The organism is Bacillus sp. Leaf49 (genome assembly GCF_001426125.1).
Classification (GTDB): Bacteria; Bacillota; Bacilli; order Bacillales; family Bacillaceae; genus Bacillus; species Bacillus altitudinis.
The window spans coordinates 444,011-461,017 of record NZ_LMRK01000012.1; the positions used below are offsets into that span (position 1 = coordinate 444,011).

17 protein-coding genes are annotated in these 17,007 nt (G+C 42.0%); 8 read left to right on the forward strand and 9 right to left on the reverse strand.

Annotation, left to right across the window (positions count from 1 at the left end; translation table 11 throughout):
- Positions 1-14 precede the first annotated feature (14 nt).
- Positions 15-833, forward strand: coding sequence for a flagellar hook-basal body protein (locus ASG46_RS09050; protein WP_056704231.1), 819 nt, complete (start codon positions 15-17; stop codon positions 831-833).
- Positions 834-847: 14 nt separating this feature from the next.
- On the opposite strand, the gene ASG46_RS09055 is transcribed toward ASG46_RS09050, so the two are convergent.
- On the reverse strand, positions 848-1,903 hold the full coding sequence (locus ASG46_RS09055; RefSeq protein ID WP_056704233.1) for a tetratricopeptide repeat protein: 1,056 nt from the start codon (positions 1,901-1,903) through the stop codon (positions 848-850).
- Between the two features lie 219 nt (positions 1,904-2,122).
- Here ASG46_RS09055 and fabZ point away from each other — a divergent pair, with 219 nt between their 5' ends.
- On the forward strand, positions 2,123-2,557 hold the full coding sequence (fabZ, locus tag ASG46_RS09060) for a 3-hydroxyacyl-ACP dehydratase FabZ (protein ID WP_024718731.1): 435 nt from the start codon (positions 2,123-2,125) through the stop codon (positions 2,555-2,557).
- Between the two features lie 126 nt (positions 2,558-2,683).
- Complete coding sequence (mscL, locus tag ASG46_RS09065) at positions 2,684-3,079, forward strand: large conductance mechanosensitive channel protein MscL (protein WP_007497563.1); 396 nt, start codon at positions 2,684-2,686, stop codon at positions 3,077-3,079.
- Between the two features lie 224 nt (positions 3,080-3,303).
- Here the strand turns inward: mscL and ASG46_RS09070 are convergent, their stop codons facing one another.
- Entirely contained in the window at positions 3,304-3,714 is a 411-nt protein-coding gene (locus ASG46_RS09070) for a YwpF-like family protein (RefSeq protein ID WP_003215215.1), read from the reverse strand.
- 117 nt (positions 3,715-3,831) lie between these two features.
- Between ASG46_RS09070 and ASG46_RS09075 the strand changes: the two genes are divergently transcribed.
- The 3 genes from ASG46_RS09075 (at position 3,832) to ASG46_RS09085 (ending at position 6,378) form a co-directional block, all read left to right on the forward strand.
- Complete coding sequence (locus ASG46_RS09075) at positions 3,832-4,188, forward strand: hypothetical protein (protein ID WP_008343305.1); 357 nt, start codon at positions 3,832-3,834, stop codon at positions 4,186-4,188.
- 387 nt (positions 4,189-4,575) lie between these two features.
- Positions 4,576-5,436, forward strand: a complete 861-nt coding sequence (locus ASG46_RS09080; protein ID WP_235562224.1) for a Cof-type HAD-IIB family hydrolase — start codon at positions 4,576-4,578, stop codon at positions 5,434-5,436.
- A 153-nt stretch (positions 5,437-5,589) separates the two neighbouring features.
- Positions 5,590-6,378, forward strand: coding sequence for an STAS domain-containing protein (locus tag ASG46_RS09085; protein WP_017360015.1), 789 nt, complete (start codon positions 5,590-5,592; stop codon positions 6,376-6,378).
- Between the two features lie 72 nt (positions 6,379-6,450).
- Here the strand turns inward: ASG46_RS09085 and ASG46_RS09090 are convergent, their stop codons facing one another.
- The gene (locus tag ASG46_RS09090) at positions 6,451-9,228 is read right to left on the reverse strand and encodes a DEAD/DEAH box helicase (RefSeq protein WP_017360014.1); all 2,778 of its coding nucleotides are present in this window, start codon (positions 9,226-9,228) and stop codon (positions 6,451-6,453) included.
- Positions 9,215-10,822, reverse strand: coding sequence for an SWIM zinc finger family protein (locus ASG46_RS09095; protein ID WP_056704236.1), 1,608 nt, complete (start codon positions 10,820-10,822; stop codon positions 9,215-9,217). Before ASG46_RS09095 ends, ASG46_RS09090 begins: the two co-directional genes overlap by 14 nt.
- Before the next feature lie 186 nt (positions 10,823-11,008).
- On the opposite strand from ASG46_RS09095, the gene ASG46_RS21090 reads away from it, so the two are divergent.
- Complete coding sequence (locus tag ASG46_RS21090) at positions 11,009-11,152, forward strand: hypothetical protein (RefSeq protein WP_003214884.1); 144 nt, start codon at positions 11,009-11,011, stop codon at positions 11,150-11,152.
- A gap of 114 nt (positions 11,153-11,266) precedes the next feature.
- Positions 11,267-12,586 (forward strand): UDP-glucose dehydrogenase family protein, encoded by a 1,320-nt coding sequence (locus ASG46_RS09100; RefSeq protein ID WP_056704239.1) that lies wholly within the window; start codon positions 11,267-11,269, stop codon positions 12,584-12,586.
- Positions 12,587-12,626: 40 nt separating this feature from the next.
- Here ASG46_RS09100 and ASG46_RS09105 read toward each other — a convergent pair whose 3' ends face one another.
- From ASG46_RS09105 to alsS, 5 genes are all read right to left on the reverse strand, one after another.
- On the reverse strand, positions 12,627-13,160 hold the full coding sequence (locus tag ASG46_RS09105; RefSeq protein WP_007497548.1) for a chromate transporter: 534 nt from the start codon (positions 13,158-13,160) through the stop codon (positions 12,627-12,629).
- Positions 13,160-13,720 (reverse strand): chromate transporter, encoded by a 561-nt coding sequence (locus tag ASG46_RS09110; RefSeq protein ID WP_056704281.1) that lies wholly within the window; start codon positions 13,718-13,720, stop codon positions 13,160-13,162. The genes ASG46_RS09105 and ASG46_RS09110 overlap by 1 nt, the downstream gene beginning before the upstream one ends.
- 37 nt (positions 13,721-13,757) lie before the next feature.
- A complete protein-coding gene (locus tag ASG46_RS09115; protein ID WP_017360010.1) occupies positions 13,758-14,234 on the reverse strand; it encodes an Lrp/AsnC family transcriptional regulator in 477 nt (158 codons plus the stop codon).
- A gap of 153 nt (positions 14,235-14,387) precedes the next feature.
- Positions 14,388-15,149, reverse strand: a complete 762-nt coding sequence (budA, locus tag ASG46_RS09120; RefSeq protein ID WP_370529243.1) for an acetolactate decarboxylase — start codon at positions 15,147-15,149, stop codon at positions 14,388-14,390.
- 44 nt (positions 15,150-15,193) lie between these two features.
- Positions 15,194-16,894 carry an acetolactate synthase AlsS gene (gene alsS, locus ASG46_RS09125; protein ID WP_056704241.1) on the reverse strand — a complete coding sequence of 567 codons (1,701 nt, stop codon included), beginning with the start codon at positions 16,892-16,894 and terminating at the stop codon, positions 15,194-15,196.
- Between the last annotated feature and the right edge of the window lie 113 nt (positions 16,895-17,007).

Here is a 17,007-nt window from a genome sequence, read left to right on the forward strand (position 1 = left end):
AGAGGAGGATTCTCATGCTTAGAACGATGATCAATGCAGCTGTGTCAATGAACGAGGTGCAAAAGCAGCTTGATATCATTAGTAATAACATCGCAAACAGTGAAACAACAGGGTATCGCGCGAAAAACACCCGTTTTTCAGAGCTGATCAGACAACAGTTTAATCAAGTAGATGAAAAAAATGAGCAGGTGGCAAACAGTCGTCTGACACCTGCTGGTTTAAGGCTTGGAACTGGAACGATGGTCAATGCATCCATTAACTCATTGCAAGGGTCTATTAAAGAAACAGGCCGTGACCTTGATGTTGCATTTGGTGCGCCATCGCAGTATTTGCAGGTCAATGCTGGCGGTAACATCCGGTATACAAGAGATGGTTCTCTTTATCTACAGCCAGGAAATAATCGGAATCAAGTCCAGCTGGTGACAAGTGAAGGCCATCCGATTCTTGACGAAAACGGGAATGAGATTGTCTTAAATGCGAATTTCCGTGATATTTCTATTGATAAAAATGGCCGGCTTACAGCTATTTCTCGAGGCAATCAACCGAATCAGCAGGTGAATCTTGGGGTTGTTCAAGTGAATAATTCTTCAGCACTCATCTCTGAAGGAGAAAATTTGTTCTCAGTCGACGGCAACTATCAAGGCGCTTTAACGGCACTGAATGGGGCAAACCGTCAGGCCATTCAACTTCAGCAAGGTGCACTTGAAACGTCGAATGTAGACATGTCTAAAGAATTAACAGACCTCATGACAACACAGCGTTCGTATCAGATGAACTCAAGAACCATTACGATGGGCGATCAAATGCTAGGACTTATTAATACCATTCGATAATGAGCAGGCGGATGTCAGCCTCTCATGATAAAAAAGGCGGCTCGCTCAAAGTCGCCCTTTTTTTTATAAAAATCTGAGACATCTGCAAGCAGATCTTCAAGATCAATCCAGGCTTCTTTTCGTTCAAGACATGTGACGAGTGTAGCAATCTGTTCATCTGCCTTGGGCGTTTGGCTGTAGAGAAGGAATAAAATTTGGAACTTGATTCTTAATAGATCAAATTGGGCATCAACGGCTTCTTTTAGCCCTTTTTGAATATACTTCATTCCTTCATCAGTTAAATCCTCTTTAAAGCAGGAACGCACAGTTTCATAGAGACACGATACATAGGAGTGGGCAGATTTCCGGTATGCTGGGAGCCGAAGCGCTTTTTTAAAGTATTCTAGTGCTTCCTTATGACGATTCTGTCTCGACTTGATAAAACCAGCGTCATAATACACGATACCAAGCAGTTCTTGGTCATCAATCAATTTCACGTATTCGATAATTTCAATCAAAATAGCTTCTGCTTCTTCATATTTTTTTTGATCACTAAAGTTAAGTGCGAGCACAATTTTGCACCGATAAATGCTGTGGATATCCCCGTGCTTTGCAAAGATATCCATGGCTTTTTCAACATGTCGAATGGATAACAGTGAATAGCGGTTGTTATAATAAACACCACTTGTACGGAAATGAAACTCCGCTTCCTCTAGCTCATCGTCTAGCAGGGGCAGTTTTTCTTCTGCTTTTTCAAGATAATGAATGGCATCATTTTGATCGCTCTTTAAAGATTCGTATAAACCGAGAAAAAAGTAAAAATAATATTGCAGTTGATCATTCATTTGATCTTTGTGGAGCATGAGTTCATGCTTCAGTTTTTCTAAGTCTTCTGTTTGGTTCATCCAGAGCTGGTGCCGAAAAAGCATAAGCTGATAATGTAAATGAAGCTCCTGTTTCTTTGACAATCTACGTTTATATTTGGTTAAGGACATTTTGATCTCTTCAGCCTTCGAAAAATGTCGATGTTTTAGCATTGTATACCACGAATGGAGAAGTTTTTTAATGGATTTATCGCTTATAAAATTCATTTTTACCCTCTTATTCAATCAATGATGTAATATATATTACCATATTTGTGAAAAAACGATGAGTGTAGAGTGGATTATATTTCATGACAATAGGTAATGATAGATTCTATTTTTTACCATAAATGTTGGCTGAACATTGAAAAATGACTGCATTCATAATATACTTCAATAGGAATCAAATGAAGATTAGCGATATAGAAAAGAAGGAGAGATCAAGACATGCTTGATGCTCAGCAAATTCAAGACATTATTCCACACCGTTATCCATTTTTATTGGTTGACCGTATTTTAGAAGTTGATGGTGAGAAAAGAGCGGTTGGAATCAAAAATGTCACAGTAAATGAAGAATTTTTTAATGGCCATTTCCCAGGATACCCCGTCATGCCGGGTGTGCTTATTGTAGAAGCGCTTGCTCAAGTTTTTGGGGTCATCATGTTAGGTAAAGAAGAGAACAAAGGGAAAATTGGTTTGTTTGCAGGGATTGACAGCTGCCGATTCAAAAGACAGGTCAAGCCAGGCGATCAGCTACGTTTAGAGGTTGAAATCACACGTCTTCGCGGTCCAGTTGCCAAAGGAAAAGCAGTTGCAACAGTAGATGGCGAAGTGGCATGTGAAGCAGAACTGACATTTTCTATCGGTCCGAAAGTATCGTAATGTGTCTGACGGTTCATCTTGTATGAACCGTTTTTTATATGGAAACATTCATCCAGAGCGGATGAGGACTTGCTTTTTTGACAAAAAAACGTCATATTAGACAAAAAAAGATGAAGGTGATAAAGAATGCTGAAAGAATTTAGAGAGTTTGCCGTCAAGGGGAATGTGATTGACCTTGCTGTCGGTGTCATCATCGGGGGAGCATTTGGCAAAATTGTCACTTCTCTTGTGAATGATTTAATTATGCCGCTTGTTGGTATTATTGTTGGGGGGCATGATTTTAGTGGATTGTCTATTAAAATCGGTTCTGCTCAAATTTTGTATGGAAGTTTCATTCAAACAGTGGTCGACTTCTTGATTATCTCCTTTTCCATTTTTATCTTTATTCGTTATTTAAATAAATTAAAACGGAAAAAGGTAGAGGAAGAGGAAGTGGTTGAAACGCCAGATCAAACGGAAGTGTTGTTAACCGAAATTAGAGATTTATTGAAAAATCAAAGCCAATCGAAAGATGTGCAATAGAAAAAGAGCGGCTCATCCCGCTCTCAGCGTGTAGACAAACCCTCGCATTCTTTGTCAGGGCTGTGCTCCGGTGCTCACGAATATTAAATTCGCTCTGCTCCGGTGCTCGCCCTTCCTCGACTTCAAAGGTTTTCTATCACGCTGAAAAGGAAGACAAAGGGCTAAAATAAAGTTCATTTTAGCCCTTTGTCAACCATCTAAGAGCGGCTCATCCCGCTCTTTTTTTATGTGTTCTGTTTAAAAGCATCCAGCAGTTTTTCTCCTGACAGCCCCTCTTTGACGAGGTCTTTTAATACTTCTTCGGTTTCTGTTCTGTAACGATTTGTGATCATTTTACCGTCGAGTAATACAGATATGTTTTCTTCTAAGGCAACGATGTTTTTGACTTGGACCGATAGATGAACAGGGCGGTTGTTTTCTTTTGTAATCGTCACGAGAATCTTTACTTCTGTATGCTGCTGGAAGAGCACCTCAAACACTTGTCTATGCTTCTTTGGAATCAGTGCCTCGATCATCCAGTGATTTTCGCCATCTTCTTTATTAATGATTAAGCCGTCACGAAGGGGAATGCTGGACATTTTATCTTGCTTTGGATCAAGTTCGATTTTTAAATCAATCAGCCTAAAGGTTTTCATATTTATCACCTCACAAGCGTTCATTATTCGTAAGTATCATTATAGCATACAACATCTGTATAAATGAAACCGCTGCCTACTCAGAACTAGCTGCATATAAGTGAAAGGAGATGTTTTATGGAGTCCTATCAACTTCGAAACATACATATTGGTGAGGAAAAGGAAAGCAATGTGAGGGTCTATACATGGGGAGACATTCTCTCATTTTGTGATGTGTATATGGAAGAAGGGGAGTCCCTCACTTTTCAATACGTGACAGACGATCAAATGGACTGTTTCGAGTTTCAATTGTCAATTCATGATGGAAGGCTTTGTTTTTATTGGTTTGCATGGGACGGGTCTGACTATATTCACATGCCTTCTAGTAATTGGATTCATTCAGATGTTTTTTATCAATTTATGAAAAATAAGTATTTCGTCAAACAAAATAAGATGATGTTTTATACGCAAGCGGTAAAAAGTAAAAATGATTGAGAAAATAAAGAATTTGAAGAACGATTTTGTCATTTTCGTTTTTTGTCTCTTGTGCTATTTCTCAGTAGACTAGGGTTAGCTGAAAGGAAAGGAGGCAAAAGGCAAAGGTCTAGCATCTCGGCCCCCTCTAGCTATAGCTGATAGACTTTGCCTTGTACACATATTCACTGCGTAATAGTAGAACCAAGGTTTCTTTGTATCCGTCATGTGTCCCCTGTGAATCCCCTTATGCGTATCCGGTCATGTAGCGTGACCGGGTACTCTTATATTCATTGATAAGCCGATCATCCCTTGCAAATAGTGGATACTCATTTCATAATGATGATGGATTTGATAAACGGAAGGTCAACTGAAAATGCAGGCAAAAAGGAGAGACCGATGACAAACATTCAATTAATCGCAACGGATTTAGACGGTACTTTATTGAACAGTGAGCACAAAGTGAGTCAGGAAAACGAGCAGGCGTTAAAGGAAGCAGCGGCGAGTGGGATTGAGGTTGTCGTTTCAACAGGAAGAGCGTATTTTGATGTGAAATCTATTTTTGATCAGCTTGGGATGAATACGTGGGTCATCAGTGCAAATGGAGCTGTGATTCATGATCCCAAAGGTCATGTATATCATTCGGCTGTTCTAGAAGAAGAAAAAGCAAAACACATCTTATCATGGCTTGAGGAGCGTGATTATTACTATGAAGTGTTTACGAATGAAGCCATTTACACACCAAACCGCGGCAGGGAGCTTCTGGCGATAGAAATGGACCGCTTAAAGAGTGCAAATCCAGAAACGGATCAGCGTGTTCTTGAGCAAGCGGCTGAAGTTCAATACAGCCAGTCAGGTTTTGCTTATATTGATACATATCAAGAATTGTTTCGTGAGGATCAGAATCTTTCGTTTTATAACATCTTAGGTTTCTCATTTTTTCAAGACAGATTGAAAGCCGGATGGGATGCGTTTGGACATGATTCTGAATTAACATTGGTTAGTTCGGCTGATCATAACTTTGAAATTGGTGCAAAGGAAGCGTCGAAAGGGCAGGCGTTAACCAGGCTGGCAGAAAAGCTCGGTATTCCATTAAGCCAAACAGCGGCTGTAGGAGACAGTTTAAATGATGAATCGATGATTCGGGCAGCTGGGGTTGGAATTGCAATGGGGAATGCGAGAAAGGATATAAAAGAATTAGCTGATCACGTCACGTTAACAAATGATGAACATGGGGTGGCACATATGATTCAACATCTTTTGAAATAATTGAATCGTATGTATTTGTATAAATGACATAGGGTGAAGCGCATTCTACAAAAGAGGAATTCAGAACTACTTCTATTTACACCCGCTATGGAACATCATATAATTTAATTATGAATATAACCCGCTTGTAAGGAAGTTAAGGAGAGTAAACGAATGGCGCTGGAATCTTATAAGTCCGACAATCTGCATTTAATCAAGGAAGCCTTAGACTATACTCAGGTTGGCCTGACGGTGACGGACCCGTCTTTACCTGATAATCCTTTAATATATGTGAACAAGGGCTTTTTAGATATGACAGGCTATCAAGAAACCGAAGTATTAGGAAAGAACTGTCGTTTCCTTCAAGGAGATGAAACTGAACAGATTGCTCTCAAACAAATTAGGGCAGCCATTGAGAACAAAGAGGCTGTCACTGTTCAGTTGAAAAACTATAAAAAATCCGGTCAAATGTTTTGGAACGAATTAAGTGTGGCGCCTCTATGGATTGATGAAAATGAAGGGAAACGCCTTTATTTCGTTGGTCTGCAAAAGGATGTTACGAAAGAGAAGGAACAGCAAGAGCTTCTTGAGCAATCTATTGATGAAGTATTGAATATTTCTGTCCCGATTGTTCCGGTGAAGGATGGTATTTCTGTCCTGCCGATCATAGGTACGTTAACAGCGCCAAGATTTGATAAAATCATCTCAACAGTCTCCACTTATATCTCTCAATCCAAAGACGATTACTTCATTGTGGATCTGTCTGGTTTATTAGAGGTGGATTCATTTGTGGCGGATGCGATCTTTAAGCTGAATGATTTGATTTTAATGACTGGCACAGAACTGATCGTGACAGGTATTAAACCAAATCTTGCGATGAAAATGGGAGAAATGAGAGAGGACTTCCGTGAGTTGAACACGTATATGAATGTGAAATCTGCATTGAAAAAGCTGCAAATTTAAGCATTCCTTTAGATGAGATGAAATAAAGAGGACTTTTCATCAAGTTTGAGAAAAGTCCTCTTTTTGCTGTCATTACGATGATTGAGCGGCTGCACTTAACGTGAATAAATCTTCTAGTTCGTTCGTTGACAGCTCTGTAATCCAGCTTTCACTTTGGATAATTTGATCATTTAACGTTTGTTTTGTTTCGAGCATTTGATCAATTTTTTCCTCTATCGTGCCGGTTGTGATCATCTTATGGACATGAACAAACCGCTTTTGCCCGATGCGGTAAGCACGGTCTGTTGCTTGGTTTTCTACAGCAGGATTCCACCATCTATCGTAGTGAATGACATGATTGGCGGCGGTTAAGTTTAGTCCGGTTCCTCCTGCTTTTAAAGAAAGAATTAAGATGTTGAACTCTTTTTTCTGGAAGCGTTCCACCATTTTGTCCCGATCATGTTTTGATAAGCTCCCATTTAAAAATTGAACTGGTTCTCCAAACATCTTTTCGGCGAGCTGTTTGATCATGTTGCCCATTTCAATATACTGCGTAAAAATGAGGCAGCTTTCTCCTTGTTCGTGTATGGCTTTTAACAGCTCTGCTAATTTATCCATTTTTAATGAACGTTTCAACAATTTTACATCTGTTCCGCTCTCTTTTAAATAAAGAGCAGGGTGATCGCAAATTTGTTTGAGTCTGCCAAGCATACTTAAAATGATGGCTTTCCGCTGCATCCCTGTTAATGAGGCCATATGTTCGAATGTATCTTTGACCAGCTGTTCATATAAAGATGCCTGCTCTGCAGATAACGGGATGAATTCTTTTTCTTCTAGTTTCTCTGGCAGATTGAGTGCGACTTCTTCATCTTGTTTTGTCCGTCTTAATAAGAATGGCTTGATCAGCTGCTGCAGCTGTTGGATTCTTTTTTCTTCACGGTCTTTTTCAATCGGAAGGACGAATTTTTTATGAAAACTGGTCAGGCTGCCGAGATATCCTTTGTTCACGAAGTCGAAAATAGACCAAAGCTCTGTCAAACGGTTCTCCATCGGTGTCCCGCTGAGGGCAATGTGGTGCTGTCCTTTTAATTGCCTAATGGCTCTCGATTGTTTCGTATGGGCATTTTTAATGTTCTGGGCTTCGTCTAAGCAAATGGTATTCCATTTGGCTGCTGTTAATTCATCACGGTCAGAATGTGAGAGACCATACGAAGTGAGGACGATATCTGTTGATTCGTACGCTTTTGTAAAGTTCTCACCTTGTGGACGTGATGGTCCATAATGCAGAGCGACATTCAAATGTGGTGCGAATGTTTCTAGCTCTCTTTGCCAGTTCCCTAATACGGAAGTCGGTGCAATGATGAGAGATGGAGCGGCGTCTTGTTGATGCTCCTTCAAATAGGTGAAATAAGCGATCATTTGAATCGTTTTTCCAAGACCCATATCATCTGCTAAACAAGCCCCGAATCCATGAGACCTTAAGAACAGAAGCCAGTTGACACCGTGCTGCTGATACGGGCGCAGTGTGCCCTTAAAGGACTCACTCATCTCGTAGGATGGCAGCTCTTGTGTATCATTTAACTGATGAACAAGCCCTCGTAATTGAGACGAAAGTTCAAATTGAATATGGGCAAAGGCCGAACTGTCTAGCAGCTCAGGAATCGACTCAGAAGAGGCCTCTTGGTCTGCGAGTTCACGTGACAAAATATCCGACATATGAAGTCCTTCGTTCTCAGCGCGCTCCATCCATTTCTTCATTTGCTGGATAAAGGTCGGATCGATTTTAATCCACTGTCCACGAATATTGACAAGACGACGTTTACTTTGAACAAGCTCGTTGAACTCATCTTCTGTCAGCTCAATACCGTTTGTGGCAAAGCGCCAATTAAAGTCCATAAGGGCATCCATTCCAACGTGCGATTCGCCTCGTGGTGTGGAGGAAATCCGTGCTTTTAGCATCATGGTGCTTTCTTTGACAATCTGCCACCATGATGGGAGCAGGATCTCAATCCCCATGTTCACAAGTGTTTCACTCGCTTCAGATAGGAAGAGCCACGCTTCTTCTTCTGACATGAGGGTGGTACCAGATGTAAATGAGAGCCAAGGGACAATCTGACCGAACCGCTCCAGCTCTCTGGTGATTTTTTCTTGAAACGGACGCCATGATTTTTTTAAAGAACGGATGCCTTCAAAGAAATGCAGATCACTGTTTTTCTTATCACGCAAAAACAGTTCAATTTTCCAATCATCCCCGTCGAAATCAGGCTCATTTAAACGCAAGCCGACGGTGAAAGGCGTCTCATCATCGATCCAGCCGATCGTTTCCAAGAAATCCTGTTCATCTAAAAAATGTCCCTGGAAGGAGGAAAGAGCAGGCGATTGAGCAGTCATTCGGTTCCATTTGTGCTGCAAGGCATCATCATATTGAATGTAATCCTGTACGGCAAAGGAGAACCAATCAGCTGTGTAGCCATCTAACAGGCCTTCTTTGTCTTTAAAGCGAAGCATGCCTTTTGTCCATGCCTCGAAATCTGGGACAAAATCTTCATCCTCGATGAATTCGTAAATGGTTGAGGCTGTTTTCATAAGCGGCTCTGTTTCATCCGTTAACGTCACATGGCTGAAAGTATTGAATGAATTCTTCCCTAGCAATTCAACGGTCATCCAAGGACTTAACAGGAAGGCAGGTGTGCCAATAAAGCTCACATCTTCTAAGAATGTTCCGTAAAAAGATGATTCGTGCCATTGGAAAAGCTGCCTCTTCATTTCATTTAGCGGTACAGGCTGTCCGTCCTCTGCTTGCGCTGAAATGGTGAAAGAGAAATCTTCGGTTTGTTCTGCATGAATGACAATTTGTTTATGGCGTGTCATCAATTAATTTTCCTTTCTTCATTTCCTCTTGGAACGCACGCAGCCGTTTTGTTGAATCTTGCAGCTGCTGTACATATCTTTCCCACACTGCGTTTTTTTTCGTTTTATGATAAAGCGTACGCAGTTTTTTGAGCATTTTCACAGATTCCCGGTAAGCACTTCGATTCTTTTGATCGAGAAGCAGTGAGATTTCCCGGTGGTACGAAGGAATGAGTGCTTCAGGCTCTTCCTTTGCAATCTGTTTGATCAGTTCTTTCTCCAATTCACTGATGGAGAAACCAACGAGGCTGTGTATTTCAATCCATTCTGCATAGCGTTGTTGTGCATATAAGAGCTGACTATATTCAGTAAATGCATAAGGCATACAGATTTGGAGATAGCGTTCATACAAGAAATGATCTTTCGTCTGTTTAAAGTACGCGTCTAAATAAAAGAAGAAATCGCTGACGGCTCCACGCAGTTCTCTATAAGAGAGATCAAGCTGGCAATATTCTTCTAATACATATGTGATCTCTTGATACCAAAGTTTGAGACGCTTCCAGTCCTTGCGGTTTGTGAGATCCTTTAGCCAATTGAGCACATTTGGCAGCATATCTGCATTGAGCAATTTTAATTGCTGGAAGAGTCTTTCGTCTTCTTTTAGCAAATAATCCATATGCATCAGCCCAATGGTGCGCTCAACCGTTTGCTCCTGCTGTTGGGCGCTCTTGAGTAATTCTGTTTCTTTTTTGACCCATTTCCCTCTATTTAATATAGTTCCCCACATTTCCATAAAGACCGCAACTCGTTCATGCTGGAAAGGTCCGCTGATTTGAAGAAGTGTCCGAACGGCAGTTGGTGTGTTTTCAAGAAACGGATCGAGGGAAAAGGAAAGGGCGTATGTCCTCAAATGATCCACTGAATCAAAAATGGTGTTCATGAGCTGTTCTACATATGGATTCATCGAATAAAAGTCTTTTTCGGCATCAAGACGGCCGAGATCGATTAGCTCATGGAGCCTTAACCACACATCGATGGACGTATGAATCGCATACAAACTCTTGAATTCAGGTGAAGTGGGTGCGTGTTTTTTCAGGATCGATAAATAGCCGTAATACAAATGCTGTGGCGTTTGCTGGTGCTTCGGTGTCCGTTTCAGCCAGAGGTGAAATTCCTCCTGGAAAAAATTCAGCCAGCTCTGAAGTGATTGTTCATCTGGGCGCTTCACTTGGAAGTGCTGACGAATGAGTTCTTTGCTGCGCTGTAATTCATCCTTCTCTGACCAATTTTCTGTAAAGCCGGTCACACTCTCTACTTGAGCGTATAGCGAAAAGAAGACAGCGAGGATGTGTTTACATAGTCCATCAGCTGGACATGAGCAGCTGCTTCTCACTGGAAACAGCACATGAAGGTGGACTCTTGCTGCCACGACATCATGTACATAAGCTGACCATTCGGTATCAGACTCTTGCTTGAGCCGATATACGCTGTCCTGTCTATAAGTAATCAATGCTTTTTTGATGAGTTGCTTGTTTTCATCTGTTGAAGGAAGAAGTTCTTTGATCTGTTCGGCTGTTTGTTTGATTTCTTCTTCGTTGATGTTGTGCTGAAGCATTTGACCCGCTCCTAACCAAGTAAAAGATTCCAATTCTTTTATTATAGCTCAATGATGATTTATAAAAAAGTTTTTCATGAAAATGGTCATAAATTTCAAAAGCTGTCGAATGATGTATTAGAGTATTGCATAAACCAACCATACAGCATATAATAATGAAATTAGTGGAATCGAAAGGATACAGACATGGATAATAAGGGTTTAAATCAAGAAGAGTTTTTAAAGATTTTGATGTACGCTCATGATATTGGTGAAAATTCCAATGATGTCACAACAAAAGAAATGCTTGAAAATCTGATTGCTCATATTCGAAATGGCCTTGTTTCATAAAAGTAGCCCCCTGCTCTCTCAGCAGGGGGTTTTTGTATGCTTTTATGAATGGATCGAAAATCCCCGGCATACGATGACATTACAAGCATAAGGAGTATGGGGAGCTGATGTGTCATGAAGATTGCGATTGCAGGCTGTGGGTATGTGGGGCTTGTCACAGGGGTGTGTTTAGCAGAGGCGGGACATGATGTGACATGTATGGATATTGACCGGCGGAAGGTCATGCAGCTGAAGCAAGGGAATCCTCCGATGTACGAGCCGGGATTAAAAGAACTGCTCAAACGGAATATGGAGCAAGGACGCATTCGTTTTCACATCAATGGAGTGTCAGCCTATTCGCAGGCTGACGTGTTAATGATTGCTGTCGGTACCCCGCAGCAGGCAGACGGTCAAGCTGATTTGCAGTATGTCTTTCAAGCGGCAAAGGAGATGGGCTTACAAGCAAAGCCAGGCGCAGTGCTTGTCGTGAAAAGTACAGTGCCTGTCGGAACGGGCGATCAAATTGATCATTTGATTCATCACGTGTTAGGTCGTAAGGAGCCATTATCTATCGCATCGAATCCAGAATTTTTACGAGAAGGGTCTGCCATCTCAGATACGCTGCGAGCGGATCGGCTGGTGATTGGAGCCGAAACGAAGAACGGATTAGATCAGCTAGAGTCTATGTATGCGGATTTCCACATTCCATTCGTGAGAACAGATCGGAAAAGCGCAGAGATGATCAAATACGCATCAAATGCATTTCTTGCCACAAAAATCAGCTTCATGAATGAAATTGCTTCGATTTGTGGAAAAACGGGAGCTGATGTTGAGAGAGTTGCAGAAGGGATGGGACTCGATCAGCGGATTGGTGCTTCGTTTCTTAGGGCAGGCATTGGTTACGGAGGTTCCTGTTTTCCGAAGGATACTAATGCCCTTGTCCAAATTGCAGGGCATGTGTCCCATGATTTTGAGCTATTGAAGGCTGTCATCAAAGTCAACAATGAGCAGCGAGCAAGTTTTATTCGAAGTGTGAAGGAGCGGATGGGAGAAAACTTGGAAGGGAAGAGAATGGCTCTTCTTGGCCTTTCCTTTAAGCCGAATACAGATGATATGAGAGAGGCGCCGTCAATCCCGATCGCTCATCAGCTCCATCAATTAGGAGCGGAGATCGTAGCCTATGATCCTGCTGCCGCTCGCAATGCAGCTCAAGAACTGCCTGATCAAGTCCTTTTTGCTCAAACGATTGAAGAGGCGATCAAGGATGCTGATGCTGTCTGTATATTAACTGAGTGGGCGGATATTCAGTCCTTTCCACTTTCAGCTTATAAAGATTTCATGAGGCAGCCGATCATTTTTGATGGTCGGAATTGTCATACGCTTGAAGCGGCAGAAGTAGCTGGTGTCGAGTATCATTCTATTGGGCGCAGGCCTGTCTCTCCTATTTATATGTAATGAGAAAAACCGATAACTTCATGTGTTATCGGTTTTTGCGTTAATGCGGAAGAATGAATCCGCCATATAAAAATGCAGCCACAATCAGAAAGGCAGGGTGCAATTTGAATTTGGTCATAAAGAAAAATGAAATGGCGGCAATGGCAAGTGATTGCGTCCAGCCAATGGCTTTCACGGCATCTCCACCAATTTCCCATGTTAATAAAAGCATCATCATCGCAATGACAGGCTGTACAGATAGGGTCATGCCTTTGACGACAGAAGATTGGCGAAAACGGTCAATGAGTTTTAGCAGTAAGATCAATCCGATCGCAGACGGCAGGACAGTCGCAAGCAGTGCAACGATAAAGCCTGGCCATCCCATGACATCATAGCCTACATAAGCCGCAATTTTCGTAGCGATTGGACCTGGAAGTGCGTTGGCTAATGCGAGCATATTGGAGAACCCTTCGTTCGTCATCCAATGAAAATGATTGACGATTTCTTCATAATTGAGCGGAATGGAGGCAGGTCCTCCGCCATATCCTAACAGATTGGATAAGAAGAATGCCCAGAATAAAAAGAGAATCAGCATCACGAAGACACTCCTTTCTCTTTATTTGTTCGAGTCCAGCGATCTTTCAGTTTGAAATGAAAGGCACCATAACATAAAAAGATGATGACAATGATTCCTGGATGAATCGAGAGGACTTGAAGACCGGCAAATGCTAATAGGAATAGGACGATTCCGAAGATCATGCCAAAGCCCTTCAACGCTTTTTGTCCAAATTCATATGCCATCATTCCTAACAGAACGGCAATTACTGGTGTCACAGCACCGATCATATTTTGAATGATGACTGAAGAGCTTAAGACGCTGACAAGTGTAACAAGTGCCACCATAGCGAGACATGTCGGTAAAATATGTGCAGCTGTTGCAACAAAGGCGCCAGATACACCTTTTAATCGATAGCCGAGGTATGCCGACATTTTCGTAGCAATCGGTCCGGGTAATGCGTTGGCGATGGCGAGTGTTTCTCCGAATTCGTCATCATTGATCCATTTGTATTTGACGACCGCTTCATGGCGAATGAGCGGCATGACAGAAGGTCCTCCGCCAAATCCCAGAATACCGGTTCGCACCATGGCGATCATGAGTTCAAGATATGATTGCAAGGGGTTCAACTCCTATCTACAATTTCATGCCCATTCGGCTTTTGTATCGTTTAATGAGCATTTGACAGTCCACACTGACGACGCCTTCAAGCGGATACAGCTTCTTTGTCAGGAACGTCTCCATTTCCTGTTCATTTTGAAAAATGCCATGCATATGCAGCTTGCTTGGTCCTGTCATATGATAAAGGCTTGTGACGGCTGTTTCCTGCTCAAGCTGAAGGGCGACTGTTTCTAAACATTTCGGCTCAACCTCTACGTTAAAAAAGACAGAGACATGAATGCCGATCTTTGCTGGATTAATGACAGCGGTGAATCGTTCAATGACACCTGCTTCAATGAGCTGCTGAATACGGGCTTGTACAGCAACACGGGAAAGGCCGACTTGTTTCCCTAAATCTGTATAGGACATACGCCCGTCCTCGTGTAATAAGGAAAGAATTTGTTTATCTCTTTCATCTAATGTTAAGTTTGGAATGCGATATTCATGTGCCATCGTATAACCACCTTTCTTCTGTTGATATTCTATCATATTGTATTACGAATAGAATGTTTGGTTTTTAATTAAGTAACGAAATGAAATAATAAAAGAAGATAACATATCTTTTTGCATAAAAAAACACCCCGGCATCACCGGGGTGTGTTCATTTTATTTTTCTGGGCTGCTTTCCGCACTGGCAATTTGCTGTGCAAGGTCAGCACGATCAATGTCTGCTTGGAAGAACTCCTGCGTATTTGGAAGGTGTAAATTCATGTGACGTTTTTGGGAAATTCGGATGGTCACTTGATCCACAGTGTAATCAAATACATGCCCGCCTACGCTTCGATCATCATCAATAAAGTGGAGATGATATCCACTTACCGCAATGCCATGTGCGTACTGTGGTGTACGGAAGCCTGCAATCGTTCCGCGAATATTTTCAAAATCGAAAATAGGCTGTGACTTGACTGCTTCCACCATCGGAACGTAAGGTTTTTCCTGTTTTTCAACCGTACGGGTTTGAACCTTTTTGAATGACCCATCGATGCGGATCGCATAAAAGACATTCTTGCTCGGTAAGATTCGGTCGATTTCTTCCTCTAGCTCTTTGGACGTCATCGGTGCATCAATTCGATGAACGATGTCCGTTTCAAAGAATGCTAGAGAGCAGAATGGTGAATAATCTTGATCGGTTACTGGTGTGGCTGTTCCATCAGAGCGCAGTCGATAAAAAGCGCCATCAAAGCCGATTAGTTCCCCATCTAATTGATTGAATGTGCCAATGCCAAAATCACCATGCTCGGGAATATGTGATAGGGAGAAATCTCCATCGTATACGGCTTCCAGCAAGGAGGTCATGGTTGATACTTGATAGACCTCTTGCTTTTTGTCCTGCGGTATTGTGTTGTTTTGTTGATTCATTGGGTGCATCATACCCATATCCGCTCACTCCTTTAATGTAATGTATCGAAGTCTTATCTGACGTTCGTTGTGTGTGTTTCACGAAAGACTTCTGGCCATTTTTGACTGGCGAGGTCTGGGTTGTCTTGATAGTCAATCGGAATATCAATAATAACGGGTCCTTCTATGTTTATACCCTTTTGAAGGACAGTTGAAAGCTCTTCAGGTGAGTTGACACGTAATCCAGTTGCTCCAAAGCTTTCTGCATATTTCACTAAGTCGATCTGACCGAACTCAACACAAGACGTACGGTCATACTTCATTTCCTGCTGGAATGCCACCATATCGTATGTGCTGTCGTTCCACACGAGATGAACGAGATTTGTTTTCATGCGCACGGCTGTTTCTAATTCCATGGCGGAGAAGAGAAAACCACCATCACCTGAGACTGAAATGATCTTTTCATCTGGATTCAATATGGAGGCTGCAATCGCCCATGGTAATGCCACACCAAGTGTTTGCATTCCGTTACTCACTAGGAACGTGTTCGGTTCATAAACACGGAAGTGGCGAGACATCCAAATGGCGTGCGATCCGATATCACATGTCACTTTCATGTCATCTGGGATGATACGTCTCAACGTATGAATGACATCCAGCGGGTGTGATAAATGACTTTCTCTTTCTGGTGTTTTTTCGATATCACTTAACAGCTCTTGTAATTCTGTGACGAGATCTACGTTCTTTTTGCATAATGAAAGTGGAACGCTGTCGTGGGCTAGATGTTGCACCGTTTCAGATATATTGCCCACAAGCTCAAGCGTCGGTTCATAGAAATGATCAATATCTGCCTGCATGTCATCCACATGGATGATTTGACGCTGCTGCGGTTTCAAATTCCAATGCTTCGGATCGTATTCGATTGGATCAAAGCCAATAGTTAAAATCACATCCGCTTTCTCAATGAGAAGGTCGCCTGGCTGATTACGGAATAAACCGATTCTGCCCACATATTGAGGCTCAAGCTCTCTTGAGAGAACACCTGCTCCTTGGTACGTTTCGACAAATGGGATACCAAGTGTTTTTAATAATGTTCTTGTCGCATTTGCCGCAGCTGGACGGCTAGCTTTCATTCCCACAATTGCAACAGGTAAGTGCGCATTTTGAATTTTGGCGATGGCCGAACTGATGAGAGCATCCGGTGCAGGACCTAGTTCTGGAGAAGGGTGAGCAGACACTGGTGTTTGTGTGGTGTGTTCGGTCACGACATCTTGTGGAAAGCTGATAAATGCTGCCCCAGCTTGACCTCTTTGTGCCGCGCGAAAAGCATTTGTTAATGCTTCTGGTATATTGTTTACGTCTTGTACTTCAACGCTATATTTTGTCACTGGTTTGAATAATGCCGCATTGTCGAGTGATTGATGTGTTCGTTTGAGCCGATCCGCACGGATGACGTTTCCAGCGATTGCAACAACAGGGTCACCTTCTGTATTGGCTGTTAATAGACCTGTTGCTAAATTGGATGCGCCAGGACCTGATGTAACGAGACAAACGCCTGGTTTGCCAGTTAAACGACCGACAGCTGCTGCCATGAATGCCGCATTTTGTTCGTGTCTGCATAGCACAAGCTCTGGACCTCTGTCTTTTAATACATCAAATACTGCATCAATTTTTGCACCTGGAATCGCAAAAACATGGGTCACACCTTGGGCAATGAGCGTATCGACAATCAACTCTGCTCCTCGTTTTGTTAGGGGTTGTGTTTGAGAATTCATTTACCCCGCACTCCTTTCGGCAAGTAAAATTTTTTATGAAAATATATTTTCATGATATGATTTACTATACATTTCACAAAATAAATTTTCCAATATATGTTTAACGTAGTTTT